The 25,687-nt window shown below is 62.9% G+C and carries 20 protein-coding genes; 5 read left to right on the top strand and 15 right to left on the bottom strand.

Annotated features, from left to right (window positions below; all coding sequences use genetic code 11):
- Position 1 precedes the first annotated feature (1 nt).
- The 5 genes from pstB to Q0H23_RS05825 are packed head-to-tail and all read right to left on the bottom strand — an operon-like array spanning position 2 to position 4,600.
- Positions 2-796: a phosphate ABC transporter ATP-binding protein PstB gene (gene pstB / locus Q0H23_RS05805; protein WP_293836585.1), complete on the bottom strand. Its 795-nt coding sequence runs from the start codon at positions 794-796 to the stop codon at positions 2-4.
- 4 nt (positions 797-800) lie between these two features.
- Positions 801-1,739, bottom strand: a complete 939-nt coding sequence (locus tag Q0H23_RS05810; protein ID WP_293836587.1) for a phosphate ABC transporter ATP-binding protein — start codon at positions 1,737-1,739, stop codon at positions 801-803.
- Positions 1,736-2,737, bottom strand: a complete 1,002-nt coding sequence (pstA, locus tag Q0H23_RS05815) for a phosphate ABC transporter permease PstA (protein ID WP_293836589.1) — start codon at positions 2,735-2,737, stop codon at positions 1,736-1,738. The genes Q0H23_RS05810 and pstA overlap by 4 nt, the downstream gene beginning before the upstream one ends.
- Entirely contained in the window at positions 2,730-3,632 is a 903-nt protein-coding gene (gene pstC, locus Q0H23_RS05820) for a phosphate ABC transporter permease subunit PstC (protein ID WP_293836591.1), read from the bottom strand. Before pstC ends, pstA begins: the two co-directional genes overlap by 8 nt.
- Before the next feature lie 29 nt (positions 3,633-3,661).
- The gene (locus Q0H23_RS05825) at positions 3,662-4,600 is read right to left on the bottom strand and encodes a phosphate ABC transporter substrate-binding protein (RefSeq protein WP_293836593.1); all 939 of its coding nucleotides are present in this window, start codon (positions 4,598-4,600) and stop codon (positions 3,662-3,664) included.
- Between the two features lie 436 nt (positions 4,601-5,036).
- On the opposite strand from Q0H23_RS05825, the gene Q0H23_RS05830 reads away from it, so the two are divergent.
- From Q0H23_RS05830 to Q0H23_RS05845, 4 genes are all read left to right on the top strand, one after another.
- Positions 5,037-5,597, top strand: coding sequence for a MarR family winged helix-turn-helix transcriptional regulator (locus Q0H23_RS05830; RefSeq protein WP_293836595.1), 561 nt, complete (start codon positions 5,037-5,039; stop codon positions 5,595-5,597).
- A 131-nt stretch (positions 5,598-5,728) separates the two neighbouring features.
- Complete coding sequence (locus Q0H23_RS05835; protein WP_293836653.1) at positions 5,729-7,528, top strand: ABC transporter ATP-binding protein; 1,800 nt, start codon at positions 5,729-5,731, stop codon at positions 7,526-7,528.
- Positions 7,521-9,431, top strand: coding sequence for an ABC transporter ATP-binding protein (locus Q0H23_RS05840; RefSeq protein WP_293836597.1), 1,911 nt, complete (start codon positions 7,521-7,523; stop codon positions 9,429-9,431). Before Q0H23_RS05835 ends, Q0H23_RS05840 begins: the two co-directional genes overlap by 8 nt.
- A gap of 333 nt (positions 9,432-9,764) precedes the next feature.
- A complete protein-coding gene (locus Q0H23_RS05845; protein ID WP_293836599.1) occupies positions 9,765-10,511 on the top strand; it encodes an acyl-ACP thioesterase domain-containing protein in 747 nt (248 codons plus the stop codon).
- Positions 10,512-10,719: 208 nt separating this feature from the next.
- On the opposite strand, the gene htpG is transcribed toward Q0H23_RS05845, so the two are convergent.
- Positions 10,720-12,732: a molecular chaperone HtpG gene (gene htpG / locus Q0H23_RS05850; RefSeq protein ID WP_293836601.1), complete on the bottom strand. Its 2,013-nt coding sequence runs from the start codon at positions 12,730-12,732 to the stop codon at positions 10,720-10,722.
- Positions 12,733-13,595: 863 nt separating this feature from the next.
- On the opposite strand from htpG, the gene Q0H23_RS05855 reads away from it, so the two are divergent.
- Entirely contained in the window at positions 13,596-14,306 is a 711-nt protein-coding gene (locus Q0H23_RS05855) for a hypothetical protein (protein WP_293836603.1), read from the top strand.
- A 3-nt stretch (positions 14,307-14,309) separates the two neighbouring features.
- Here the strand turns inward: Q0H23_RS05855 and uvrB are convergent, their stop codons facing one another.
- The 9 genes from uvrB to Q0H23_RS05900 form a co-directional block, all read right to left on the bottom strand.
- A complete protein-coding gene (gene uvrB / locus Q0H23_RS05860) occupies positions 14,310-16,571 on the bottom strand; it encodes an excinuclease ABC subunit UvrB (protein ID WP_293836605.1) in 2,262 nt (753 codons plus the stop codon).
- Between the two features lie 123 nt (positions 16,572-16,694).
- Entirely contained in the window at positions 16,695-17,303 is a 609-nt protein-coding gene (gene coaE, locus Q0H23_RS05865; protein WP_293836607.1) for a dephospho-CoA kinase, read from the bottom strand.
- Positions 17,304-17,309: 6 nt separating this feature from the next.
- The gene (locus tag Q0H23_RS05870; protein WP_293836609.1) at positions 17,310-17,741 is read right to left on the bottom strand and encodes a zinc ribbon domain-containing protein; all 432 of its coding nucleotides are present in this window, start codon (positions 17,739-17,741) and stop codon (positions 17,310-17,312) included.
- A 260-nt stretch (positions 17,742-18,001) separates the two neighbouring features.
- Positions 18,002-19,198, bottom strand: a complete 1,197-nt coding sequence (rpsA, locus tag Q0H23_RS05875; RefSeq protein ID WP_293814992.1) for a 30S ribosomal protein S1 — start codon at positions 19,196-19,198, stop codon at positions 18,002-18,004.
- Positions 19,199-19,537: 339 nt separating this feature from the next.
- Positions 19,538-20,635 (bottom strand): oligopeptide/dipeptide ABC transporter ATP-binding protein, encoded by a 1,098-nt coding sequence (locus Q0H23_RS05880; RefSeq protein ID WP_293836611.1) that lies wholly within the window; start codon positions 20,633-20,635, stop codon positions 19,538-19,540.
- Positions 20,628-21,614 carry an ABC transporter ATP-binding protein gene (locus Q0H23_RS05885; RefSeq protein ID WP_293836613.1) on the bottom strand — a complete coding sequence of 329 codons (987 nt, stop codon included), beginning with the start codon at positions 21,612-21,614 and terminating at the stop codon, positions 20,628-20,630. The genes Q0H23_RS05880 and Q0H23_RS05885 overlap by 8 nt, the downstream gene beginning before the upstream one ends.
- Positions 21,615-21,620: 6 nt before the next feature.
- Positions 21,621-22,523, bottom strand: a complete 903-nt coding sequence (gene nikC / locus Q0H23_RS05890) for a nickel transporter permease (protein ID WP_293814998.1) — start codon at positions 22,521-22,523, stop codon at positions 21,621-21,623.
- Positions 22,524-22,528: 5 nt separating this feature from the next.
- Positions 22,529-23,545, bottom strand: a complete 1,017-nt coding sequence (locus tag Q0H23_RS05895; protein ID WP_293836615.1) for an ABC transporter permease — start codon at positions 23,543-23,545, stop codon at positions 22,529-22,531.
- Between the two features lie 230 nt (positions 23,546-23,775).
- Entirely contained in the window at positions 23,776-25,371 is a 1,596-nt protein-coding gene (locus Q0H23_RS05900) for an ABC transporter substrate-binding protein (protein WP_293836617.1), read from the bottom strand.
- Positions 25,372-25,687: the final 316 nt, after the last annotated feature.

Consider the following 25,687-nt stretch of genomic DNA (forward strand, 5'->3'; position numbering starts at 1 on the left):
ATCAGCTGAACCTCCCTGAGAGATATTCCTGGGTGCGCTGCTCGCGCGGGTTGGCGAACAGCTCCTTGGTGGGACCGGCCTCGATGAGCTCACCGAGGTAGAAGAACGCGGTCTTGTCGGCAACGCGGGTCGCCTGCTGCATGTTGTGGGTGACGACCACGACGGTGTGCTCGCGCGAGAGCTGCTGCATGAGCTCCTCGACCACGAGGGTCGAGATGGGATCGAGGGCGCTCGTCGGCTCGTCCATGAGCAGGACGTCCGGGCTCGTCGCCAGGGCGCGCGCGATGCAGAGACGCTGCTGCTGGCCACCGGAGAGGCCGAGCCCGCTCTGGTCGAGCTTGTCTCTGACCTCGTCCCAGAGGGCAGCCTCGGTGAGCGTGCGCTCGAGGACCTCGTCCGCCTGGGCGCGAGTGAGGCGCGTCATGCGGTTGAGGCCGTAGAGGACGTTGTCACGGATGCTCATCGGGAACGGGTTGGGGTGCTGGAAGACCATGCCCACGTGGACGCGCAGCGCGTTGGCATCCATCGCGAAGACGTCCTCGGCCGCGAACTCGATCGCGCCCTCGTGGCGCACGGTCTCGACGAAGTCGCACATGCGATTGAACGTGCGGAGCAGCGTCGACTTTCCGCAGCCAGAGGGGCCGATGAAGGCGGTGCAGCGGCGCTCGGGGATGTCGAGCGTGATGTGCTTCAAGGCCTGGAAGTCCCCATACCAGAGATTGAAGTCGCGTACGTCGATGGCGGACGGGGTGTCCGTGATAGAACGGTGGTACGACTGGGTGAACTCCTTCTCCATCAGATCATCCAAACCTTCCGCTGAGGTAGTCTGCGAGGCGCTCGTCGTGCGGATCCATGAAGATGCGCTTCGTGGGACCGTCCTCGACCATGTCGCCCATATAGAAGAAAGCCGTGCGGTCGCTCACGCGCGTGGCCTGCTCCATGTTGTGCGTCACGATGGCGACGCAGATGCCCGAGTCAGCGATCGAGCGAATCGTCTCCTCCACCGTGAAGGTGGAGATAGGGTCGAGCGCCGAGCAGGGCTCGTCGAACAGCACGACGTCCGGGTTCATCGCGAGGGTGCGCGCGATGCAGAGGCGCTGCTGCTGGCCGCCGGAGAGGCTCAGGCCGCTCTGGTCGAGCTTGTCTCTGACCTCGTCCCAGAGGGCCGCCTGGCGAAGCGAACGTTCGACGAGCTCGTCGCCATCCTCGCGGCTGGCGACGCGGCCGTGGCGGCGCGGCGCGAACAGGATGTTCTCGCGGATGGACTTGCGGAACGGCGTCGGCTGCTGGAACACCATGCCGATGCTCGTACGCAGCTCGAAGAGGTTCTCCTCACGCGTGTTGATGTTGCGGCCGTGGTAGAGGATCTCTCCGCCCACGTCGCACTTGGGAATCTCGCGGTTCATGAGGTTGAGGCAGCGCAGGAAGGTCGACTTGCCGCATCCGGAGGGGCCAATAAGCGCCGTCACCTGGCCGGCGTCAAAGCCGAGCGTGGTGGGGTGCAGGGCCTCCTTGACGTGGTCGTAGCGCACGGTGACGCCGCGAGCGCGGAGGAGCGCGGTGGGGGCAGCAGGCGCGGACGCGGCGGGGGCGGCAGTGGAGGCTGCGGGCGCAGGTGCGGCGGGACTGGCAGCGGTGGGGGTCACGGAGGCGCGGCCCTCGGCAGCGTCGGGCGCGACGGGCGCGGCGGCGGCCTCGCGCTGGGCCTCGTCGAGGCCCTCGGTCATGGTCTGGCTCATTCGCTCGTCAGCCTCCTCGCAAGGGCCTTGCCGGCGAGACGCGCAAGGACGTTGAACAGCAGCACGCAGATGATCAGGACCGCGGCCGTGCCCCAGACGATCTCGTCGTTGCCGGGCGTGGGCTCCATCTTGAGCTTCCAGATGTGGACGGCCAGCGTCTCTGCCGGGCGAAAGATGTTCCAGGGGCTGCGCGGGCTCGTGATGGCGGCGCCGAAGTTGATGCGCGCGGTGGCGGAGCCAGAGGTGAAGATCAGGGCAGCTGCCTCGCCAAACACGCGGCCGGCGGAGATGACGATGCCGGTGACGATGGCGGGCATGGCGGCGGGGAGCAGCACGTTGAGCGTGGTCTCCCAGCGCGTGAGGCCCATGGCGAGTGCGGCGTCGCGCTGCGAGCGCGGCACGTCGGAGAGCGCCTGCTGGATGACGCGCACGAGGATGGGGATGTTGAACATCGTGAGCGCGAGCGCGCCGGCGATGATCGAGATGCCCCAGTGGAGCACCACGACGAAGAACAGGCTGCCGAACATGCCCACGACGATGGAGGGCAGGCTCGAGAGGGTCTCGATTGCGGTGGACGCGGCGCTTGTGATCCAGTTGTCGGGTGCGTACTCCACGAGGAAGATGGCCGCGCCCAGGCTGATGGGCACGCTGATGAGCAGCGTGATGACCAGCATGTAGAACGAGTCGAACAGCTGGAAGGCGATGCCGGGCAGCTCCTTGTCAGACGAGGCGTTCGTGAGGAAACCCGGCTGGACGACCTTCCACAGGCCACGGGCGAGGATGTAGATGACGATGGCGGCAAGCAGCGCCAGCACGAGGCCGACGATGGCAGTGAGCACACCGGTCGCGATCTTGTCCTGGTAACCAATCTTCGCCGCGTGGGCGTCGAGGTCGACGCCGGACATGACGCCGGGGCCGCTCGGGGTGCCGGAAGCCCCGGCGGGGGCGGCGCCGGAGGGCATGGTGCCGGCGGCACATACCGAGTTTGCGTTAGCCATTCGCCTTCGCTCCCCTCTTGCCAATAACGTGGATGACCATGATGAACACGAGCGACATGCCCATGAGCAGAAGTCCCAGGCTCCAGAGTGCGTGGTACTCGACCGAGCCCGTCGTCGCGTTGGAAAGGCCGCTCGTGAGCGCCGTCGTGAGCGTGGCCGCGGGGTCAAGCAGGCCGTTGGGCATGGCCTTCTCGACGCCGCCGATGACCATCTGCACGGCGAGCGTCTCGCCGAAGGCGCGCGTCATGCCGAGAATGACCGCGGTAAGCAGGCTCGGGAGCGCGCTCTTGAGGACGACGTGCGTGACGGTCTGCCAGCGCGTGCACCCGAGGGCGTAGGAACCTTCGCGATACTGGTTAGGCACGGCGGCGAGGGCGTCGATGGAGAGCGTCGTCACCGTGGGCAGGATCATGACCGCGAGGACGATGGCACCCGAGAGGATGCCGGCGCCGGTGCCCGCCGCGTCGCCGAAGATCGAGCGCATCGCGGCGTTGACCACCGTGAGGCCGATGAGTCCATAGACGACGCTGGGGATGCCCACGAGGAGCTCGACCAGTGGCTGGAAGACCTTGCGACCGAAGACCGGCCTGACCTCGACCACGAAGACCGCCGAGCCCAGGGCGACGGGAAGCGCGAAGACCGTCGAGAGGATCGTGACGGAGAACGATCCCACGATGAGGGGCAGCGCGCCGTAGCGGCCGTCGGTCGGAATCCAGTTCTGCCCCGAGATGAAGCTACCGAAGTCAACGCCGTCTACGAAGAACGTGGTGAGACCCTGCTCGGCGACCATGACGATGAGGGTCAAGACAACGAGGGCCACGAGGGCGACGCACGCCCCCGTGAGCCCCAGTCCAACGTTCTCCAGGCTTCGCTTCGGCATGAGCTGCTTTGCCATGTGCGAGTCCTTTGGATGGAGTGTCTAGGCTAGGCGGCAGAGATAGTGCCGGCGGCGTCCTTCTTGACCTTCATGCCGGTCAGAGGGATGAAGCCCTTCTCCTCCACGAGGGAGCCCTGGACGTCATCGGAGAGCATGTACTCGATAAAGGCCTTCGTGACCTCGTCGGCGTCCTGGGTAGTGTACATGTGCTCGTAGGACCAGATCTTGAAGTCGCCGGACTCGACGTTCTCGGCCGTGGGCTCGACGCCGTCGACCTTGAGGGCCTTGAACTTAGAGTCGTCATAGTAGGAGAAGGCGAGGTAGGAGATGGCGCCAGCGGTCTGTTGGAGCTTCTCGACGACAGTGCCGGAGGAGTCCTCCTCGGCGACCGGCTTGAAGGAGTCGGGCACGGTGGCGCCGGCGAGGATGGCGCTCTCGAAGGTGGCACGGGTGCCGGAGCCAGCCTTGCGGTTGATGACCTGGATCGGGCCGGCGGTGCCGCCAACCTGGCTCCAGTTGGTGATCTCGCCGGTGAAGATGCCCTTGAGCTGCTCGGTGGTGAGGTCGTCGACGTCGACATCGCTGTTCACGACCGGGCCCATGCCCACGACGGCGACCCGGTTGTCGACGAGCTTGGCGGCGTCGGCGGCGTCAAGCTTCTCCTCGGCGAAGATATCGGAACGGCCAATCTGGGCCTTGCCGTCCTTGACGTCGGAGAGACCCTGGCCGGAGCCGCCACCGGAAATGGTGATGCTAACGTTGGCGTTAGCATCCATGAAGGCGTTGGCGGCGTCCTCGACGAGCGGCTGGAAGCTCGTGGCGCCCGAGCAGGTAATGGAGCCGGAGAGGTCGGCGGCAGCCCCGGAGGAAGCGGCGGCCGTGTTGGCGGCACCGGAGCCACCGCAGCCGACGAGGCCGAGACCGGCAACGGCGGTGAGGCTGCCGGCAAGACCGAGGAACTGACGACGAGACATGTCCATGCTCATGGTTCTCCTTTGTGTGTGAGCGTTGCGGCTTGGCCTCTGGGCACCGAGTCTTGTGGCCCGTGGAGGCGCTTCCGCTTTCCAAGACGAGACTCTACGGGCCGGCCGGCGCGCGATCGGCGTAATCCGCCATGCCTTACGAGCGGGTGACGCGCCCTTACGTACGGATGACCCGCGCTTACGTTGCGCTTACAAACGCGCGGCGGATTCGGGGTATGAGGCGCTAGCGGCACGAATCGGCTATTCGTGGCGCGGGATGCATTTCGAATATGCCAGAAGGTCGCCATCGTTTGACTGCCGAGTGCGCGCACCAACGCGCGCCGCCGGTGTAAAGCACTTGTAAAATAATTAGGTTCCAAATCATTAGGTACCTTGACTATCTCTCAGCATGCTCCTAGACTTCTCGAGTCACACTCGAAGAACCATTGAAAGGAGGCCCATGGAGCAGCAAGACGCGAAGGGTTTCACCCCATGCGGAAGAGTCGAATCCAGACCCCTCCCCACCACGGATGACCCGTTCCGCCCACGTTGGATGGACATCGCGGACCCCTGCGAGCGCCAGTGCGCGCACATCGTGGACATGCTTGGGTTCTGCGGCCACTACATCCATATTCACGGTGGTGGTCGCTCGGGCCGCGCGCCCATCATCTGTGCCCTGCTCAAGCACGGCGACGCCATGCCCCAGCGCGAGCTCATGAACATGTTCGACCTCAAAGCCGGCTCGCTTTCGGAGGTCCTCGCAAAAATCGAGCGCGATGGCCTCATCGAGCGCACGCGCGATCCGCAAGACCGTCGCCAGCTCATCGTGAAGCTTACGTCCGAGGGTCACGCCCAGGCACTCGAAGAGCAGGCGCGCCGCGAGGGCTTCCGCGCGGACGCCCTCACCTGCCTCACCCACGAGCAGCGTGACGAACTAGAAAACATGCTTGACCTCGTCAAAGAGCACTGGAGATCAATCGACCCGTATGAGAAGGGGGACTGCCCATGCAGCAAGAACTAGACGCGGATCAGCAGACACCCGGCACCGGCACAAACGTCGCTGGCAGCAAGCCCGGCACCGGCACAAACGTCGCTGGCAGCAAGCCCATCGCCAATACGAAGGTGAACTACGGCGTCATCATGCGTAACCTCATGAACAGCGTCCGTGAATACAAGCGCTATTCCATCGCCACGCCCCTTCTCGTTCTGGGCGAGGTCATCTGCGAGATGGCCATCCCCTTCCTAACGGCCCAGCTCATCGACCAGATCAAGGTGAACGCAACGGTTGAGGAGCTGCTACAGCCCGCGGGCGTCCTCGTGCTGCTCGCCCTGTGCTCGCTGGCGTTCGGCACCGGCGCCGGCATCACCTGCAGTCACGCAAGCTGCGGCTTCGCAAAGAACCTGCGTCGCGACATGTTCTACAACATCCAGCGCTTCAGCTTTGCCAACATCGACGAGTTCTCCTCGAGCTCGCTCGTGACGCGACTCACCACCGACATCAACAACGTCCAGCAGGCGTTCATGATGATCATCCGTATCGCCGTGCGCACGCCGCTGTGCCTCGTGTTCGCCTTCACCATGGCAGCCGTCATGGGCGGCGCGCTCGCGCTGGTCTACGCAGTCATCATTCCAATCTTGGGATTCGTGCTGTTCTACATCATCCACCTCGTGCGACCGATCTTCGCCCGCGTCTTCCACAAGTACGACGCGCTCAACGAGTCCATCGAGGAGAACGTCACGGGCATGCGCGTCGTGAAGAGCTATGTGCGCCAGGACTACGAGAAGTCCAAGTTCGCCCGCGCCGCGCAGGACATCTGCGGCGATTTCACGCGCGCCGAGAAGCTCCTGGCCATCAACAACCCGGCCATGATGCTCGCCGTTGACCTCACGTGGGTCGTCATCATCTACTTTGGCTCGCAGGTCATCATCACGAGCCACGCCACGCTGTTTGACGTGGGCCAGCTGTCGGCCATCTTCACCTACGGCTTCCAGATCCTCATGAGCCTCATGCAGCTGTCCATGATCTTTGTCATGGTCACGATGTCCGACGAGAGTGCCCGCCGCATCAACGAGGTCCTCGAGGCAGAGCCCACGATCGCTGCGCCCGAGAACGCCGTGGACAAGGTTGCCGACGGCTCGATCGACTTCGACCACGTGAGCTTCAAGTACTCCGCACGCGCCCAGCGCCAGGCGCTCGCCGACGTGGACCTGCACATCAAGAGCGGCGAGACGATCGGCGTCATCGGCGGCACGGGCTCCTCGAAGTCCACGCTCGTCAACCTCGTGGCGCGCCTCTACGACGCCACCGAGGGCACCGTCCGCGTGGGCGGCGTCGACGTGCGCGACTACGACCTGGAGACCCTGCGCACCAACGTTGCCATGGTCTTGCAGAAGAACGTGCTGTTCAGCGGCACCATCGCCGAGAACCTGCGCTGGGGCGACGAAAACGCCACCGACGACGAGGTCCGCGAGGCCGCGCACCTCGCCTGCGCCGATGAGTTCGTTGACACCTTCCCAGAGGGCTACGACACTTACATCGAGCAGGGCGGCTCCAACGTCTCCGGTGGCCAGAAGCAGCGCCTCTGCATCGCCCGCGCCCTGCTACGCCACCCCAAGGTCCTCATCCTCGACGACTCCACGAGCGCCGTCGACACCAAGACCGACGCCAAGATCCGCGAGGGCCTGGCGACCTACCTGCCCCAAACCACCAAGATCATCATCGCCCAGCGCATCTCCTCGGTGCAGGAGGCCGACCGCATCGTCGTGATGGACGGTGGCCGCATCTCCGACGTGGGCACCCACGACGAGCTCATGCGCCGCAGCCCAATCTACCGCGAGACCTATACCTCGCAGAACCGCATGGGCACCGACGAGTCCGACGTCGAGGCAGCCGAGGCACAGCAAGACGCCGCGAACGCCTCGACCGAGAAGGGAGGCGAGGCCGATGAGTAAGGCCACGAGCAAGCCGACCAGGCCCCAGGCGAAGGCCAGCACCGCCATCCGCCTCATCAAGACGCTGTTCTCGTTCTATCCCCGCTTGCTGCCGGCCGTCGTCGTGTGTCTGCTGATCGCGGCCGTCTCCAGCTCGTTCGGAGCGGTGTTCCTGCAGGGAGCGCTGCAAATCGTGACCGAGTTTGGCGAGTCGGGCGACTGGTCCGTCGCCGGCCCGCAGGTGCTCGCACTCGTGTCCGTGCTCGCGGCCGTCTACCTCGTGGGCGTGGCCGCCTCAGCGTTCTGGAACCGCGCCATGGCCACAATCACGCAAGGCACGCTCGAGAAGCTGCGCGAGAAGATGTTCAACCGCATGCAGGACCTGCCCATCAGCTACTTCGACACGCACCAGCGCGGCGACGTCATGAGCCACTACACCAACGACATCGACGCCATCCGCCAGATGATCTCCCAGTCGCTGCCCAACCTCTTCCAGACGGGCGTCGTGCTCATCACGGTCTTCATCATCATGCTGTACTACTCCGCGTGGATGTGCATGGTCATCGTGGCCGGCGTGGCGTTTATGGTCTTCATGACCAAGGTGCTCGGCGGCAACTCCGCGCGTTACTTCGTGGCCCAGCAGAAGGAGCTCGGCGTGGTCGAGGGCCAGGTCGAGGAGATCATGAACGGCCAGAAGGTCGTCAAGGCCTTCTGCCACGAGCGGGCCGCCGAGCGCGACTTCGACGCCTTCAACGAGCACCTGTTCGAGGTCTCCCAGAAGGCCAACATGTACGGCAACATCCTCATGCCCGTGCTCATGAACATCGGCAACCTGCTCTACGTCATCGTGGCGCTCGCCGGCGGCCTCCTGCTCGCGCTCGACGTGCCCAACGTGTCGCTGTCGGGCATGACGCTTTCCATTGCCGTGGTGGTGCCGTTCCTCAACATGACCAAGCAGTTCTGCGGCCAGATCGGCCAGATTTCCATGCAGATCAACTTCGTGGTAATGGGCCTCGCCGGCGCGGACCGCATCTTCGATCTCATCGACGAGAAGCCCGAGGAGGACGAGGGCTACGTCACGCTCGTCAACCTGGCCGTCGAGAAGGGTGAGCTCGTCGAGTCCGAGAAGCGCACGGGTCTCTGGGGCTGGAAGCACCCGCACCACGACGGCACCACCACCTACACGCCCCTTCGCGGAGACGTGCGCATGGAGGACGTCGACTTTGGCTACACGCCTGACCACCAGGTGCTTTACGGAGTCTCCGTCTATGCCAAGCCGGGCCAGAAGGTTGCCTTCGTGGGCGCCACGGGTGCCGGCAAGACCACGATCACCAACCTCATCAACCGCTTCTACGACATCGCCGACGGCAAGATTCGCTATGACGGCATCAACGTGAACAAGATCCGCAAGGCAGACCTGCGCCGTTCGCTCGGCGTGGTGCTGCAGGATGTGAACCTGTTCACCGGCACCGTGATGGACAACATCCGCTACGGCAAGCTCGATGCGACTGATGCCGAGTGCATCGCCGCCGCCAAGCTCGCTGGCGCCGACGACTTCATCACCCGCCTGCCCGAGGGTTACGACACGATGCTCACTGGCAACGGCAGCCAGCTCTCGCAGGGCCAGCGCCAGCTCATCTCCATCGCCCGCGCCGCCGTGGCGGACCCGCCCGCGATGATCCTGGACGAAGCCACGAGCTCGATCGACACGCGCACCGAGGCCATCGTTCAGAAGGGCATGGACGCGCTCATGCAGGGCCGAACCACCTTCGTCATCGCGCACCGACTCTCCACCGTGCGCAACTCCGACGTGATCATCTGCCTCGACCACGGCCACGTGATCGAGCGCGGTAACCATGACGAGCTCATCGCCAAGAAGGGCTACTACTACCAGCTCTACACCGGCGCCTTCGAGCTGGAGTAGACGGAGGGGGCGCCTCCGGGCACGTCCCGGCTTCCGGACACGTCCTAGCTTCCAGGCTCGTTCCGGCTTCCGGGCACGTCCCAGCATGGCGGCCCTCGCCCGATATGCAACGCCCCGCGGCGCGGCCACAGCGTCGCGGGGCGCTTTGTTCGACGGGGCACGATGCGCATGCCGGCGGGTCCACGCCGCCCCGCCGGCGAGGACCCGCCACCCCGGTTGCCAGAGTCCGCCGCCCCGGCAATCAGAACCCATCACCCCAGCCGCTTTCCAGCGCGTTACCAAAAACAGAGGACAAGCCCTGACGGATAAACTACCAGGGAGGATTGGAGTCACATGTATTCGTTCACCAGCCGCGTGAGATACAGCGAGATAGACGAGACGGGTAAGCTGTCCATTCCCTCCCTCGTCAACTACCTGCAGGATTGCACCACATTTGGAAGCGAGGAGCTCGGACTCGGACCGGTACACACCGCCGAGACGGGACTCGCCTGGCTACTCAGCGCCTGGAAGATCGATATCGCCGAGCTCCCGAGCTTCGGCGACGAGATTCGCGTGAGCACCTGGGCGACGGGTTTCAAGGGCCTTCGCGCCAGCCGAAACTTCACCGTCTGCCTCGCGAGCGACGATGCGGCCAGCCATCCCCTTGTGCGCGCCGATTCGAGCTGGTTCATGTTCGACGCCAACAAAGGCCGCCCCGTCCGCATTCCGGAGAGCGAGTCCGCCCCCTACGTCGAGGACGCTCGCAACGACTCTCCGCTCGATCTGCCGCCCATCCAACACGTTGTTCGCGTTGAAGGCGAAGGCTTGGCCTGCGCTCCCATAACGGTGACCGGCGCGCACATCGACACGAACCACCACGTCAACAACGCGCAGTACGTGAGCCTTGCGCTTGGTGCGCTTGAAGAGGGCGAGGCCTCCATCCCTTGCACGCTCGATGTCCACTACAGCCGCGCCGCCAAGCTCGGCGATACCATCTACCCGCACGTTCATCGCGAACCCCTCGCCGACGGCAACCCGTCGGCCATCGTCACCCTCGACGACGAGAGCGGATCGCCCTACGCCATCGTTCGCCTAAGCTAGCTCAGCGCTCGCCACATGCCGGCACAATAAGGCGGGACCTCGCACACGCGAGACCCCGCCTCTTTCATAGCTATTTCGCCTGTCGCCCACGGACGGGCCGGACGCCGCGCCCGCAGCCCGCAGCCCGCAAGCCCGCAACCCGCAAGCTCGCGGCCACGGCCCGCAACTCGCACCCGCGCTCACGGCCCCAGGCAAGCCCAAGCCGAAGCTACATCAGCTCGCAGACCCTCTGGGCGAACTCCACCGGATCATCGGGCAGAATGCCCTCAACAAGCAGCGCCTGGTCATACAACAGGCCAGCGTACTTGGTGAGCTTGTCGGTGTCACCGGCTTCCTGGGCGGCCTTGAGCTTGCCGAAGACGGGGTGCTTGGCGTTGAGCTCGAGCACGCGCTGGGCCTTCGGGGCGTCCGCTGCGTCCGGGCCGGCCGCAAGGACCTTCTCCATCTCGAGCGTGAGCGGACCCTCGGAGGTAATCGCCGCGGGGGCGTCGGTCAGACGTGCGGACACCGTGACCTTCGTGACCTTCTCGCCCAGAGCATCCTTCATCGCCTTGAAGAGGTCCTCGTTATCCTTCGTGGCCTCCTCGGCCGCCTTCTTCTCGTCCTCCGTGGCAAAGTCGACGTCACCAGCGGCAACGTTCTTGAGCTCGAGCGAGCGATCTTCGACTTCGGGCTCCGCACCATCGGCGACGGCCTTCTCGGCGGCCTCGCGCGCGGTGTCGTCCTCGTAAGTCTTGGGCAGGCCCTTGGCCTCATAGGCACGCATGGACTGGAAGGTGAACTCGTCCACATCAGCAGTGCAAAGCAGGACGTCAAAGCCGTGATCGAGGGCCGCCTTCACGACGGGCATCTTCGCCAGGCGGTCGCGAGAGTCGCCGGCGGCATAGTAGACGGCCTTCTGGCCGGCAGGCATTGCCTTCGCATACTCGGCGAGCGTGACCATCTTCTGCTCGCGAGCGCTCCAGAAGAGCAGGAGGTCCGCGAGCTCAGAGGCCTTCATGCCATAGCTCGAATAGATGCCGTACTTGAGGCCACGGCCGAAGTTCTCGAAGAACTTCTCGTAGGCCTCGCGATCCTGATCGCGCATCGCCTCGAGCTCATTCGTGACCTTCTTCTCGATACGCTTGGCGATAGCCTTGAGCTGGCGATTCTGCTGCAGCGTCTCACGCGAGATGTTCAGCGTGACATCCGGCGAATCCACGATACCACGCACGAAGTTGTAATAGTCAGGCAGGAGGTCAGCGCACTTCTCCATGATCGGGACGTTGGAGCTATAGAGCGCGAGGCCCTTCTCGTAATCCTTGCTGTAGAGGTCGAACGGAGCCTTGCCCGGGACGAACAGCAGCGCGTCGTACTCGAGCGCGCCCTCGGCGTGGAAGGTGATGGTGCGCGCCGGATCCTCCCAATCATGGAAGGTGGACTTGTAGAACTCGTCGTAGTCCTTCTGCTCGACGTCACGCTTCTTCCAAATCGGCGTCATGGAGTTGATGGTCTCGAGCTCTGTGTAGTCCTCGTACTCAGGGGTGTAGTCCTCCGGAGCGTCCTCGGGCTTGGGCTTCTGACGGCTCTTGGTGACCATCATCTGGATGGGATGGCGCACGTAGTTGCTGTACTGGCGGATAAGCTCCTTGAGGGTCCACTCCTCGAGGAAACGACTGTAGCGCTCGCCCTCTGCGCCATCCGTACCTTCGACGTCATCCTTGAGGGTAAGGATGACGTCAGCGCCACAGTGATCGCGCTTGGCATCTGCGATGGTATAGCCCTCGAGGCCGTCGCTCACCCACTCATGCGCGACGTCCTCGCCAGCAGCTCTGGTCACCACACGAACCTCCTTGGCGACCATGAAGGCAGAATAGAAGCCGACACCAAACTGGCCGATAATATCGACGTCGTCGCCCTGGTGCTCGGCATTCTCTGCCTTGAACTCCTCAGAACCTGAGTGCGCAATCGTGCCGAGGTTCTTCTCGAGCTCCTCCGCCGTCATGCCAAGGCCATTGTCCGAGATGGTGAGGGTGCGCGCGTCCTTGTCGGGCGTCACGCGAATGGCGAGGCTATCCTCGTCGAGATCGATCGTGGAATCCGTGAGGCTGCGGAGATAGAGCTTATCCTCGGCGTCAGACGCATTGGAGATGAGCTCTCGAAGGAAGATCTCCTTGTTGGTGTAGATCGAGTTGATCATGAGGTCGAGGAGCTTCTTGCTCTCTGTCTTGAACTTGCGCATGTGCAGGCCTCCCGAGACGAGCGACGCGGGCAAGCTACGACCACGCGGGCCGCTGCTCGCAAATCTGCTAATGGTTGACTTAGGTTTTATATCCCAAATATGCGCAAGTAATCAACGAAAGTCGTTTTTGAACGCATTCAGCACCCGAAATCAGGGTGATTCAGCCATTCCGACACAGCGATTTGTGATTTGGGATACTTCTTCGCGCCTCATTACGCGAAGCCAGATTTAGTGGACTCGAAATTCTATAGCCAATACCAGTTTTCCAAGTAGCTCCACACTCGCCAACATTAAAACTGCTGGTAATTAGCTCACGTAGATTAGAGCTACTCGGCAAAAACCGTTTTGGCTATAGAATTTCGCATCGTCCCACAAAACCTAGGGCAGTTTCCCACTAACCATTGGGTTTTTAATCGCCAAAGACCGCCTATAATCCTATGCACGCCACCAACCCCATCGAAACCAAGCGATTGGCTTCCGTAGACGCTGGATCTACGAGTCTCTTGCGAATAGTCATTGGAGTTGCCGTGGAAATGCCGCTCTACTCAATCACCGCTTTCCGATATCACCGAGTTCCACCCCAGGTTCTAGCCCTGTATCCACCGTTGCCAGACACGTTTAATGACCCTTCTCATCGTGGCGTCTTGCATAACCCGACAGTTGTCGACTTGCTCAAAGTGCCCCTGCATAGGCTCTCGCTTTCCAGCAGGCCCTGCACTAGAACAAAGCTCTATCGCACGCACGTGGTTAGCCGAGAGCTTCCGTTTGGCAGCGTTCTCGATACGGACCATAACTTTCAGGTGACATCACCCGCATTTACGCTGCTAGACCTTGCGACGCAACTTGCTCCCGCGCAATTGCTTATGGCTGCCTATGAACTATGCGGAACATACTCGGCTTTTAGCCCCAACGCTCGCACGGAAGCGACGCTCTCGGAGGCCCTCGCGAAGGGACTGTTGGCGCCGCACGACGGATGGCGACGAGTCATCGGATCAAGGGGAAAACCGCTTGACCTCTGGAAACGAGACCCAATCTTAAGCGTCGACGAGCTCGCGAGGCTCACGTGGCAACTCGAAGGGCTTCATGGAATCAAGCGTCTGCGCTGGGCCGTCTCCCATATGACAGGTGTATGCGCTTCTCCCTTCGAGGCGAAAGTGTCCATCTTGCTTGGACTTCCCAAAGCAAGTGGTGGCCTCGGGCTCGCGTTCACGAATAATCATCGAATCGCCCTGTCAGGCCAAGCGCAGGAGTTATATCAGAAGAGTTGCTGCTACGCGGACCTATTCTTCGAAGGAACCGAGACGCACCCGCCCGTCGCAGTCGAATGCCAGGGGGCGTCCGTCCATGGCGGCGAAGCAGCGTCCCTCAGCGACGCCGCGCGCACGGCGGCGCTCCAGCTTATGGGCGTAGAGGTCATCCCCATCACACACGAGCAAATCGAGCACCAGAACAGCTGGAGCGCAATTAAACGGCTCCTCGCGCTAAAGCTTGATATCGACGTCAGCAAGACATCGCAGCAGAAACGAGCCGAAACCAACCTACGGCACGATCTGTTTGAAGGGTCCATAGCCTAGGCGCTACTTCTTCCTCGGTTGGTAGCGTCTGCGAGTGGCGTGGACGCTCCCCTTGCGTGCGCCAGCCTTAAGGCGAGCCATGACCTCGTCCTCCGTAGTTCCCTCTACCTTGCTCCTGAGTTCGACGAGCTGATCGCGCAGGTCAGCGGCACGCTCGAAGTCCATGGCTTCGCTCGCCGCCGCCATGTCACTCTCAAGCGCTTCCATAATGCGAGTCAGCTCTTCGCGAGGCAGCTTCTTCGCGAGCTCGGTGGCAACAGGCTTGGCCGTAGCCTCACTCTTCGCACGCGCATCGGCATCAACCCCGGCAAGGCTCTCGAAGGCACCGTGGCTTCCCGTGCCATGGCGGTCGCGCGTTTTGTCGCCAATCGTCTCCTCTGCCTCGGAAATAAAGCTCGAGATGTCCGCAATCGACTTCTTGACGGTCTTGGGCACGATGCCGTGTTCCTCGTTGAACGCCTCCTGAGCGGCGCGGCGCCGGCGAGTCTCATCAATGGCGATGCGCATTGAATCCGTAATGCGATCCGCATACATGATGACCTCACCGTGAGCGTTACGCGCGGCACGGCCCATCGTCTGAATGAGCGAGCGACGGTTGCGGAGGAAGCCCTCCTTATCTGCATCAAGGATCGCCACAAGCGAGACCTCCGGAATGTCGAGGCCCTCGCGAAGGAGGTTGATGCCCACGAGCACGTCAATCTTACCCATGCGCAGGTCGCGAATGATATCCACGCGATCGAGCGTTGCAGTGTCCGAGTGCATGTAGTTGACCTTAAGCCCCTCGTCGAGGAGATGATCCGTAAGGTCCTCCGCCATGCGCTTGGTGAGCGTCGTCACCAGAACGCGCTCCTTTGCGGCAACGCGCGTGCGAATCTCCTCCGTCAGGTCATCGATCTGGCCACGGATGGGGCGCACGTCAATCAACGGATCAAGCAGGCCAGTCGGGCGGATGATCTGCTCGACCGTCTGCTGGCTAACCTGCTCCTCGTAGTCTCCGGGCGTGGCCGAGACATAGACGAACTGCGGCACTCGGCTCTCGAACTCATCGAAGCGCAAGGGACGGTTATCGAGCGCGCTAGGCAGGCGAAATCCGTGTTCTACCAGCGTAATCTTGCGCGCGCGGTCACCTTCATGCATGCCGCGGATTTGAGGCACCGTCACGTGGCTCTCGTCGATGATGCAGAGCATGTCCTTGGGGAAATAGTCGATAAGCGTGAAGGGTGGCTCGCCAGGAGCACGGCCATCGAGGTGACGCGAGTAGTTCTCGATGCCGTTGCAATATCCCATGTTCTCAAGCATCTCGAGGTCATACCCCGTACGCTCGCGCAGGCGCTGAGCCTCGAGGAGCTTGTCGGCTTCCTTGAGCTGGGCCAGGCGCTCCGTAAGCTCTTGGTTGATGGTGTCGAGCGCGCGGTTGATCTTGGGTCGCTCCGTGACATAGTGACTTGCCGGCCAAATGGGCACCGCGTCAAACTCGCGCAGAATCTCGCCCGTGACCTCATCGATCTCAGCGATAACCTCGACTTCATCACCGAAGAACTCGATGCGGAGAGGGTGCTCAGCATATGGCGGGAACACATCCACGCGCTCCCCGCGCACGCGGAAGCAGCCGCGAGCAAGATCGATGTCGTTGCGGTCATACTGGATGTCAATTAACGAGTGGATGAAATCGTCGCGCTCGAGCGGCTCATCCTTTGAGACGTTGGGGGCAAGGCCCGCATAGTCCTCCGGACTACCGATACCGTAAATGCAGCTCACCGAGGCAACGCAGATGACATCGCGACGCGAGAGCAAACTTGCCGTGGCCTGGTGGCGGAGCTTCTCGACCTCCTCGTTGATCGAGGCATCCTTCTCGATGTAGGTATCACTCTGTGGAACGTAGGCCTCCGGCTGGTAGTAGTCATAGTAGGAGACGAAATAGACTACGGCATTGTTGGGAAAGAGCTCGCGCATCTCGCTTGCAACCTGGGCCGCGAGAGTCTTGTTGGGCTCCATGATGAGCGTAGGCTTGTTGACGGCCTCGATCGTCTTGGCCATGGTGTAGGTCTTGCCGGAACCCGTAACGCCAAGGAGGGTCTGGTAACGAAGGCCATCCTCGATGCCCTTCGCGAGCTTGGCTATGGCCTGAGGTTGATCGCCTGCCGGCTCGAACGAAGAGACAACCTTAAGGGGCACGCCGGCGCTCTCGACGCCAAAACGGCGGAGCTCAGCGCCAACATGGCCCGTGACCTGCGGCTGATTTGAAGTTGCCTCCTGTGCGCCCATGTTTCCTCCGCTACGTACAGCTGTTCGATATCGCCATTATACACGTACGAACCAAGCCGACACGAGCCAAAGCCCTAGATCCGGGGAGGCCATCCCGGGGCTCGGGAACTAAATCGGGCTTCGCTACTCCCCCATGACCTCGAGCCACCACGCGTCCACGGCAGCCTCTAACGCCGCAGCGCCAGCATCGTTTTCGATCACATGCGTGGCGTGGGCGCGAAGATACTCGTCACTTGGCTGATGCACCACGCGAGCATCGAAATCCTCCCCCGCCATACCGCGACCAATGGCACGCTCACGACGAAGCGCTAGTGGTGCCGTCACGATAAGGACATCATCCGCAAGAGGAAGCAAATCCTCCACGCGATCGAGCAGGGGCACCTCGACAATCGTCAGCTTTGGCTCAGCCCCAGAACAGCTCGAGCTCGTAAGGATGGCGGCGAGACGCTCACGAATGGCGGGCATCTCAATCGCCTCGAGGCGCGCCGTATCCTCCGGCGTGGCAAACGCGCGGGCCGCTAGCTCGCCTCGATTCAGCTCGCCCGTATCCCCATCAATCAGATCATCACCGAACTCTGCCGCAATAGCCTCCAGAACGGGACTACCCACCTCGAGGACCTCGCGGGAGACCTGGTCAAGATCACACAGCCAGGCACCGCGATCATGCAGCAGACGGGCAACGGTTGACTTACCCGACGCGATACCGCCAGCTAGAAACGTCGTATGTGCCATGATCGACTACGCCTTGCCATCAAAACGCGTGTGGCACTTGGGGCAGGTAATGCGAACCTTGCCTTTGCCGCGAGGAATACGGACGCGCTGACCACACCCGGGACAGGCGAGGTGAACGTAGTTCTTGGCCTCGCGAAGCTCAGCAGCAGGGTTCGCTAGGAACGAAATCACAGGACCAGCCGCTTTAAGGACCTGCGAGTTCTCACGGCTGCGGGCAGAGACATCCTTCGACGTGATGCGGAACCATGAATAGCCGAGGAGAATCAGCGCTACGACTGAAACCCAGGTTGTGCGCGCAAACAAATCGATGATGACAAGAATCACGGCAAGCGTCGTGCAGGCACCAGAGAGCTCATCCGCGCCATTGCGCCCACGAGCCCACTCAAGAACCTTACGCTGCGCCTCTTCCATCTTGTTGCCATTCGTACCGTTTGCCATGAAAACCTGCCTTCCTTTTTCTTCGAGAAATAATTCTACCCGGCATTGCGGACACTAACCGCACACGAGGGAATCACAACGCCACCGCAACATCGAACCATCGAGCGAGCCCGGCGGCGCGCGGGAATCGCAACGCCCCCGCAACATCGGACCCATCGCGCGGCGAGCTGGTGGCGTGCGAGACCTCCCGTCGCACGCAAAAAGGGCCGCCCACTTTCGTGAGCGGCCCCGCAATCGAGCTAGTTACCTAAGCGCGAGATTTACTCGGCGTCGGTGGCCTCGATGGTCTCAGCAGCCTCGGTGGCCTCAGCGGCCTCCTCGGGCTTGTCCATCGGCTCAACCTCGACCTCGAAACCGAGGGTCTCAGCAGCGGCCTTCATGGACAGGGAGATACGACGACGATCGAGGTCGATCTCCATGACCTTGACCTGGACCTTGTCGCCAACCTTGCAAACCTGGGCAGGGGCGTCGACGTGCTGCTTGGCCATCTCGGAGATGTGGACCAGGCCCTCGATACCGTCGCCGAGGTCGACGAAGGCGCCGAACGGGACGAGCTTGGTGACAACGCCCTCAACGATGGCGTCGACCGGGTACTTCTTGACGAGCGTGCGCCAAGGATCCTCGGTGGTCTGCTTGAGACCGAGGGAGATGCGCTCGCGGTTGAGGTCGACGTCGAGAACCTGAACCTCGACCTCCTGGCCGACCTTGACGACCTCGGAGGGGTGGTTGACGTGGTTCCAAGAGAGCTCGGAGATGTGAATCAGGCCGTCGATGCCGCCGAGGTCGACGAAGGCGCCGAAGTCGACGATCGAGGAGACCGTGCCCTTGAGGCGCATGCCCGGCTGGAGCTTCGAGAGAATCTCGGAGCGCTCGGCCTTGCGAGCCTCCTCGAGGACAACGCGACGGGAGAGGACAACGTTGTTGCGGTTGCGGTCCATCTCGATGACGCGGGCCTCGATGCGGGTGCCCATGTAAGCGTTGAGATCCTTGACGCGACGGAGGTCGACGAGGGAGGCGGGCAGGAAGCCGCGCAGGCCGATGTCGAGGATAAGGCCGCCCTTGACGACCTCGATGACCTCGCCCTCGACGTTCTCGCCGGCGTTGAACTTCTCCTCGATGCGGTTCCAAGCACGCTCGTACTCGGCACGCTTCTTGGAGAGGACCAGACGGCCGTCCTTGTCCTCCTTCTGGAGAACGAGGGCCTCGATGGTGTCGCCCAGGTTCACGATGTCAGCGGGGTTGGCGTCCTTGCGGATGGACAGCTCGCGGACGGGAATAACGCCCTCAGACTTGAAGCCGATGTCAAGCAGGACCTCATCGCGCTCAATCTTGACAACGGTGCCCGTGACAAGATCGCCCTCGTCGAAATCGGTAATGGTACCGTCGATGAGGTTGTTCATCTCCTCGTTGGACACGTCATCCAGCGAGAAAACGGACGAGTTCTGAATCTCACTCAAAGGTGGACCCCTTTCGAAAACGGGGCCCCGATGCTCATGCGCATCGCCTGCAGCAGCTCCGGGCCAGATGCTCGCCCACAGCCACCGGCTTGGATTTACATCGCTCGGGGGCCGACAGATATGGTGTGCGAGCGTCCGACTCACACGTCTTGATAGGATACCTTGCACGCCTAGCACATTTCAAGCGTAAGTGGCAAGTCTGCTCGTAAATTTACGAAAAGTTGGCCTTCTCCGCACACGCCCGCCGCCGCATGCCTGCGCCGCCGCACGCCCGCGCATCGTCCTCGCGCCCGCGCGCCAAAAAACGGGGCCCGCGCACACGCGCGGACCCCGCAGTTCCTACTCTCCCAGACCGTTCGGGCCCATACCGCCCGGAACGGTGTCAGAGTCGCGGCCATACGCCGGCTGCGCCGAGATCTCTTGAATCTTGGTCGCCTCCGCAATGACGCCGTCGGCGAGGACGTTGTCGTAGCGGTGGCACGCGCACCAGTGACCCGGCGACACCTCTCGAAGCTCCGGCGCAGACACGTCGCAGCCGCCCACCTTGGCGAAGCAACGGCTACAGAAGCGGCAGCCAGCAGGCGGGTCGATCGGGCTCGGCACGTCGCCCTCGAGGATGATGCGACGACGGCGCATCTTCGGGTCGACCGACGGAATCGCCGAGAGAAGCGCCTGTGTATAGGGGCAAAGCGGGTGGTGGTAAAGCTCGTTCTTCTCGGTAATCTCCATGAGACGGCCGAGGTACATGACACCCACGCGGTCGCTCACGTGCTTCACGACGTTCAGGCCGTGGGCGATGAACAGGTACGTGAGGCCCATCTTCTCCTTAAGGTCGTCGAGGAGGTTCAAGACCTGCGCCTGCACCGATACGTCAAGCGCCGAGACGGGCTCGTCACACACGATGAGCTTGGGGTTCACGGCAAGCGCACGCGCAATACCCACGCGCTGGCGCTGGCCGCCGGAGAACTCGTGCGGGTAGCGGTTGCGCATGGACGCCGGAAGGCCAACGAGCTCGAGCAGCTCGTCCACGCGGGCATCAATCTTGTCCTCGGGCAGGATCTTGTTCGTGCGAATGGGCTCGGCGATGATGCTACCCACCGTCATGCGCGGGTTCAGGCTCGCGTAGGGATCCTGGAAGATGAGCTGGATGTCGCAGCACAGGCGGCGGCGTTCCTTGGGCGACATTGCCGTGAGGTCCCGACCCTCGAACGTTATCGAGCCGGAGGTCGGGGTAAGCAGGCCCACCAGCATCTTGCCGATGGTCGTCTTTCCGCAACCGGACTCGCCCACGAGGCCAAACGCCTCGCCGCGGCGAATCTGGAACGAGACGTCATCGACGGCCTGAACGAAGGACGTCGGCTTGCCAAAGAAGTTCGTGTCGGCGACGAAGCTCTTCGTCAGATGCTGGACGTCGAGCAGTACCTCGTCGTTATTCATTGGCACTCCCCTCCTCGTCATAGAAGAAGCAGCGGACGGTGCGGCCCGGCTGGCCGGGAACCTCGCGAAGCTCCGGGCACTCCTTGCGGCAGCGTTCGCGGCAGCGATCGCAGCGATCCGAGAACGGGCAGCCCGCGGGGCGGTTCAGCGGCGCGGGGATCTGACCGCGAATGGTGTAGAGACGCTTGGCGTCGTCGTCCTCGAGACGCGGGATGGATTCGAGAAGTCCCAGCGTATAGGGATGAAGCGGCTTCTCGAAAAGCTGCATGACCGTCGCCGTTTCGACAACCTGTCCGAGATACATGACGACTACGCGATCCGCCACCTCGCTCACGACGCCGAGGTCATGCGTAATGAGCAGCACGCCCATGTTAAAGTCCTGGCGCAGCTTGTAGATGAGGTCGAGAATCTGGGCCTGGATCGTCACGTCAAGCGCCGTGGTGGGCTCGTCGGCGATGAGGAGCTTGGGGTTGCACGAGAGCGCCATCGCGATCATGACGCGCTGGCGCATGCCGCCCGACATCTGGTGCGGATAGTCACGCGCGCGGTCCTCGGGGCTGGGAATGCCCACGAGGCGCAGCATCTCGACGGCGCGCGTCCACGCGGCCTTCTTGTCGAGGTCCGTGTGCAGACGAATCGCCTCGACGATCTGGTCGCCCACGCGGTAGACGGGGTTGAGCGACGTCATAGGCTCCTGGAAGATCATCGAAATCTTGCCACCGCGAACCGTCTGCATCTCCTTCTCGGAGAGCGCGAGAAGGTCCTGGCCGTCGAAGGTGATCGAGCCGGCGGCGACGTGGCCGGGGCTCTGCAGCAGACGCATGATGGAGAGCGACGTCACGCTCTTGCCCGAGCCAGACTCGCCCACGATGGCAACGGTCTCGCCCGCGTCTACGGAGAAGGTCACGTCGTCGACGGCGCGCACGACGCCCTGGCGCGTGGGGAACTCAGTGCGGAGGTCTTTGACTTCTAGCAGCATGGGCACCTACCTCTTCCTTGCCTTGGGATCGAACGCGTCGCGGACACCGTCGCCCAGTAGGTTGAACGCGAGCACCGTGAGAGTGATCGCCATGCCGGGGAAGAGCATCGCATGGGGCGCCGAGAAGATGTAGTTGCGACCGCGGCCCAGCATGTCGCCCCACTCGGCCGCTGGCGGCTGGACGCCCAGGCCGAGGAAGCCGAGGGCGGCGCAGTCGAGGATGGCGCTCGAGATGCCGAGCGTCGCGCGGACGATGATCGACGGCATGACGTTGGGCAGGATGTGGCGCACGATGATCGTGGCATCGGTGTCGCCGATGACGCGCGCGGCGGCCACGTAGTCACTCTCCTTGACGGCGAGGATCTGGCTGCGCACGATGCGTGCGTATTCCGGAATCGACACGAGGCCGATGGCGACGACCGCCTTCTCGATACCCTTGCCGAACGCCGCCATGAACGTAATGGCGAGCAGGATCGAGGGCACGGCGAGCATGATGTCCATGCAGCGCATGATGACCGTGTCGACCTTGCCGCCCTTGTAGCCCGCAATGGCGCCGAGCGCGACACCCACGGTGAGCGAGATCGCGACGGACAGCACGCCCACGGCGAGCGTGACCTGCGTGCCTACGAGGATGCGGCTGAACATGTCGCGGCCCTGCTGGTCGCAGCCGAAGATGTGCTCCGCGCTGGGCGTAGCGAAGGATTGTGAGAGGTCCTGGGCATACGGATCGCACGGCACGATGCCCGGGAAGACCTTCGTGACGATCGCGATAACCACGAGCAGCAGGATGAACACAAGGCTCACCATCGCCGCCATGTTATGGGACAGGGAATACCAGACGTCCTTCCAGAGGGACTCCTTCTCCTCCGGAGCCGTCTTGGCGGAAGCGTCCATTGTTGCCTCTGCCATGGCGATCACTCCTCTCCCTGCGTGTACTTGATGCGGGGGTCGAGCAGGGCGTAGATGATGTCGACCACCAAGTTGATGACGACGAAGATTACGCCAATGAGCAGGACTACGCCCTGGACCACGGGGAAGTCGCTCTTGAGGATGCACTCGACCACGTACTTGCCGATGCCGGGCCAGGCGAAGACCGTCTCTGTGAGGAGGGCACCGCCGAGGAGGCTGCCGAGCTGGAGGCCAATGACCGTGGAAACCGGCAGCATGGCGCAGCGCAACGCGTGATGCTTCGTGACCTTGCCCTCGGGCAGGCCCTTGGCGCGGGCGGTGCGCACGTAGTCCTCGTTCAGCGTGTCGAGCATGCTCGAGCGAGTCATGCGCGTGATGATGGCCATGGAGTACATGGACAGCGCGCACGCCGGCATGATCATGTGGATGACGGCGTTGCCAAACGCCTCGAAGTCACCGGAGAGCAGCGTGTCGAGGATGAAGAGGCCCGTTCCGCCAACCGGTTGCATGATCGGGTCGATGCGGCCGCCGGAGGGCAGAATGTGCAGCATTCCCGTGAACAGGATGATGAACAGGATGCCCAGCCAGAAGATCGGCATAGAGACACCGACGAGGGCGAGCAGCGTGGAAAACGCGTCGACGAACTTGCCCTTGTGCGTGGCGGAGACCACGCCGAGCGCCACGCCGACGACACTCGCGATGATGATGGCGACGATGGCCAGTTCGATCGTGGCGGGGAAGCGACTCATGATCTCCGTGGTCACAGCCGTGTGCGTGTAGTACGAGCTGCCGAGGTCCCCGTGGAGCGCACCTCCAATAAAGTCGAGGTACTGCTTCCAGATGGGGTCGTTCAGGCCCTGGGAGTCGCGCCAGGCGTCCATGGCCTCGCGCGTCGCGTGCTCGCCCAGGACGACAGGGGCGGGGTCGGCGGCGAACACGCGCATGAGCAGGAACACGACGACGGATAGCCCGATGAGGACGGGAATCGCCTGGAGCACTCGCTTTGCAACGTACTTGATCAACGCTCTCCACTCCTTTCCTTATGCGATGTGGATGGTCTTCTCGGCTAGACGGCGAGGCGAAGCAGGCAGCAGGGCGACGCGGCCCTGCCGGCGGCAGCGCACCCGGCGGCACGGCGCGCCCGGCGGCAGGGCGCCCCGGACCTCCGCTAGAACCGTCGCGGGAGCCCGGGGCCTTCCGCTCCGGACTCCCGCGGGATTGCGCTCAGACGCCTCTAGCGAAAGGCCCTGCCTTAGGCCTCCTTGACGGCGTCGTACAGGAACGCGACAGCCGTCGGGTGGAAGTAGAAGCCAGAGACCTTCGGGCTATAGCCCAGGATGTTCTGGGAGTGCGAGATGAGCAGCCACGGCTGCTCCTCGGCGACCATCTGCTCGCACTGCAGGTAGATGGCATCGCGATCGCTGCCGGAGGGCGTGACGAGGCCCTTGTTGATGAGCTCGTTGTACTCGTCGCTCTTGAAGCGGGCAACGTTCATGGACAGGCTCGGGTCGGAGAGCAGGTTCATGAAGTTGTCGGGGTCGCCGTTGTCGCCGTTCCAGCCGTAGAAGCAGATGTCGTAGCTCTCGGTCTGGATCTTGGTCTTGTAGGTCGTCCAGTCATAGGTGTCGATGGTGACGTCGACGCCGGCCTCCTTGAGGTAGCCCTGGATGGCCTCGGCGAGGACCTGGCCGCCCTTGCCGTTGTACGGACGCGGGTTGGAGTAGGTGATGCACTTGACGGAGGTGATGCCGAGGGCTGCGAGCTCGGACTTTGCGGCCTCGGGATCGTACTCGGTCTGCTTGACGTCCTCGTCGTAAGGAGCCATCCAGGTCGGCATGACGGAGTTGGCGACGGAGGCGTAGCCGTTGTACAGGGAATCAACGAGCTCCTGGACGTTGACGGCCTTGGCGAAGGCCTTGCGGGCGTCCTTGTTCTTGAAGATCTCGGACTCGGTGTTGAACGCCATGTAGTTGATGTTCATGCCGTCGGCCTTGTAGATCTTGGAGCCACCCTGCTCGACGGTGTCGACCACGGCCTCATCGATGCCGTCGATGATGTCGGCCTCGCCGTTGTTGAGGGCAGTGACGCGAGAGGCGGCCTCGGCGATGAAGGTGAAGATGATGTTCTCGGTCTTGCCGGCCTTCTCGGAGTTCCAGTAGTCCTCGTTGCGCTTAAGGACGATGTTGGAGTTCTTCGTCCAGCTCACGAACTTGTACTGGCCGGTGCCAACGGGGTTCTCCATGGCCGTGTCGAACGCGGACGGGGCGACGATCGGCGAGGACATGCACATGGCGATGTTGGCGAGGAACGGCGTGGACGCGGCGCGGAGCTTGATAACGAGCGTCGTGGCGTCGGTGGCCTCGACGGACTCGACGCCGGTGCCGTCCTCCTGGGAACCGAAGTTGAAGGAGGCGTAGGGCATGTCGTCGGTACGGTTGGGCTCAAGCTGGCGGTCGATGCAGGCCTTGACGGCCTCGGCGTCGCAGTCGGTGCCATCGTGGAACTTGATGCCCTCGTGCAGCTTGAAGGTGTAGGTCAGGCCATCATCAGAGACCTCAGGGAGCTCGGCGAGGCCCGGGACAACGGTGCAGGAATCCGTCTCGTACTGGAGAAGGTTCTCGTAGATCTGGACCATGACCTTCGCGGACTCGCCGTCATCGACGTACGCGGGATCGAGGCCGCGGGGCTCGGCGCCCTGGGAGAAGGTGATCGTGTCGGCGTATTCGCCGGAGGCGGTGGCAGCCGAGCTGCCGGCACGCTTGGAGCCACAGGCGGTCAGTGCGCTCGCGGCGCTTGCAGCGGCGACGAACTCGAGGAAGTTCTTACGGGAGATGGCGTTCTTGTCCATGTGCGCTTCCTTACCCTAATCAATCTTGCGGTCTTTCGCTGAATTCGCGTCCGTGCCCGGGTGGACGCATGGGGCTCGCGCCCACGGTGGACGCGCGGGGATGACGGCAGACCGGACACGCGCGTGAGACCTTGCTCTCATGCGAGCGACGAGCGCGCGAACGGCGCGACCTCGACGTCCGGGCAGCCATACGAGACTCGACACCTGGGCAGGCGCGAGGCTTCGCAAGCCCCATCCATGCGATGTGAGATGAATTTACAAATTGCGTTTGCGAAAACGGGATTTGAAGCGATTTGTTGGCAAAGTCTTATCCCCG

This window comes from uncultured Parolsenella sp. (genome assembly GCF_934660935.1).
Taxonomy (GTDB): domain Bacteria; phylum Actinomycetota; class Coriobacteriia; order Coriobacteriales; family Atopobiaceae; genus Parolsenella.

Bases quoted from the DNA above. Each gene is read 5' to 3' on its own strand.
- pstB (WP_293836585.1), bottom strand. From the start codon at position 796: ATGGAGAAGGAGTTCACCCAGTCGTACCACCGTTCTATCACGGACACC.
- Q0H23_RS05810 (WP_293836587.1), bottom strand. From the start codon at position 1,739: ATGAGCCAGACCATGACCGAGGGCCTCGACGAGGCCCAGCGCGAGGCC.
- pstA (WP_293836589.1), bottom strand. From the start codon at position 2,737: ATGGCTAACGCAAACTCGGTATGTGCCGCCGGCACCATGCCCTCCGGC.
- pstC (WP_293836591.1), bottom strand. From the start codon at position 3,632: ATGGCAAAGCAGCTCATGCCGAAGCGAAGCCTGGAGAACGTTGGACTG.
- Q0H23_RS05825 (WP_293836593.1), bottom strand. From the start codon at position 4,600: ATGAGCATGGACATGTCTCGTCGTCAGTTCCTCGGTCTTGCCGGCAGC.
- Q0H23_RS05830 (WP_293836595.1), top strand. From the start codon at position 5,037: ATGGAGCAGCAAGACGCGAAGGGTTTCACCCCATGCGGAAGAGTCGAA.
- Q0H23_RS05835 (WP_293836653.1), top strand. From the start codon at position 5,729: ATGAACAGCGTCCGTGAATACAAGCGCTATTCCATCGCCACGCCCCTT.
- Q0H23_RS05840 (WP_293836597.1), top strand. From the start codon at position 7,521: ATGAGTAAGGCCACGAGCAAGCCGACCAGGCCCCAGGCGAAGGCCAGC.
- Q0H23_RS05845 (WP_293836599.1), top strand. From the start codon at position 9,765: ATGTATTCGTTCACCAGCCGCGTGAGATACAGCGAGATAGACGAGACG.
- htpG (WP_293836601.1), bottom strand. From the start codon at position 12,732: ATGCGCAAGTTCAAGACAGAGAGCAAGAAGCTCCTCGACCTCATGATC.
- Q0H23_RS05855 (WP_293836603.1), top strand. From the start codon at position 13,596: ATGGCTGCCTATGAACTATGCGGAACATACTCGGCTTTTAGCCCCAAC.
- uvrB (WP_293836605.1), bottom strand. From the start codon at position 16,571: ATGGGCGCACAGGAGGCAACTTCAAATCAGCCGCAGGTCACGGGCCAT.
- coaE (WP_293836607.1), bottom strand. From the start codon at position 17,303: ATGGCACATACGACGTTTCTAGCTGGCGGTATCGCGTCGGGTAAGTCA.
- Q0H23_RS05870 (WP_293836609.1), bottom strand. From the start codon at position 17,741: ATGGCAAACGGTACGAATGGCAACAAGATGGAAGAGGCGCAGCGTAAG.
- Q0H23_RS05880 (WP_293836611.1), bottom strand. From the start codon at position 20,635: ATGAATAACGACGAGGTACTGCTCGACGTCCAGCATCTGACGAAGAGC.
- Q0H23_RS05885 (WP_293836613.1), bottom strand. From the start codon at position 21,614: ATGCTGCTAGAAGTCAAAGACCTCCGCACTGAGTTCCCCACGCGCCAG.
- nikC (WP_293814998.1), bottom strand. From the start codon at position 22,523: ATGGCAGAGGCAACAATGGACGCTTCCGCCAAGACGGCTCCGGAGGAG.
- Q0H23_RS05900 (WP_293836617.1), bottom strand. From the start codon at position 25,371: ATGGACAAGAACGCCATCTCCCGTAAGAACTTCCTCGAGTTCGTCGCC.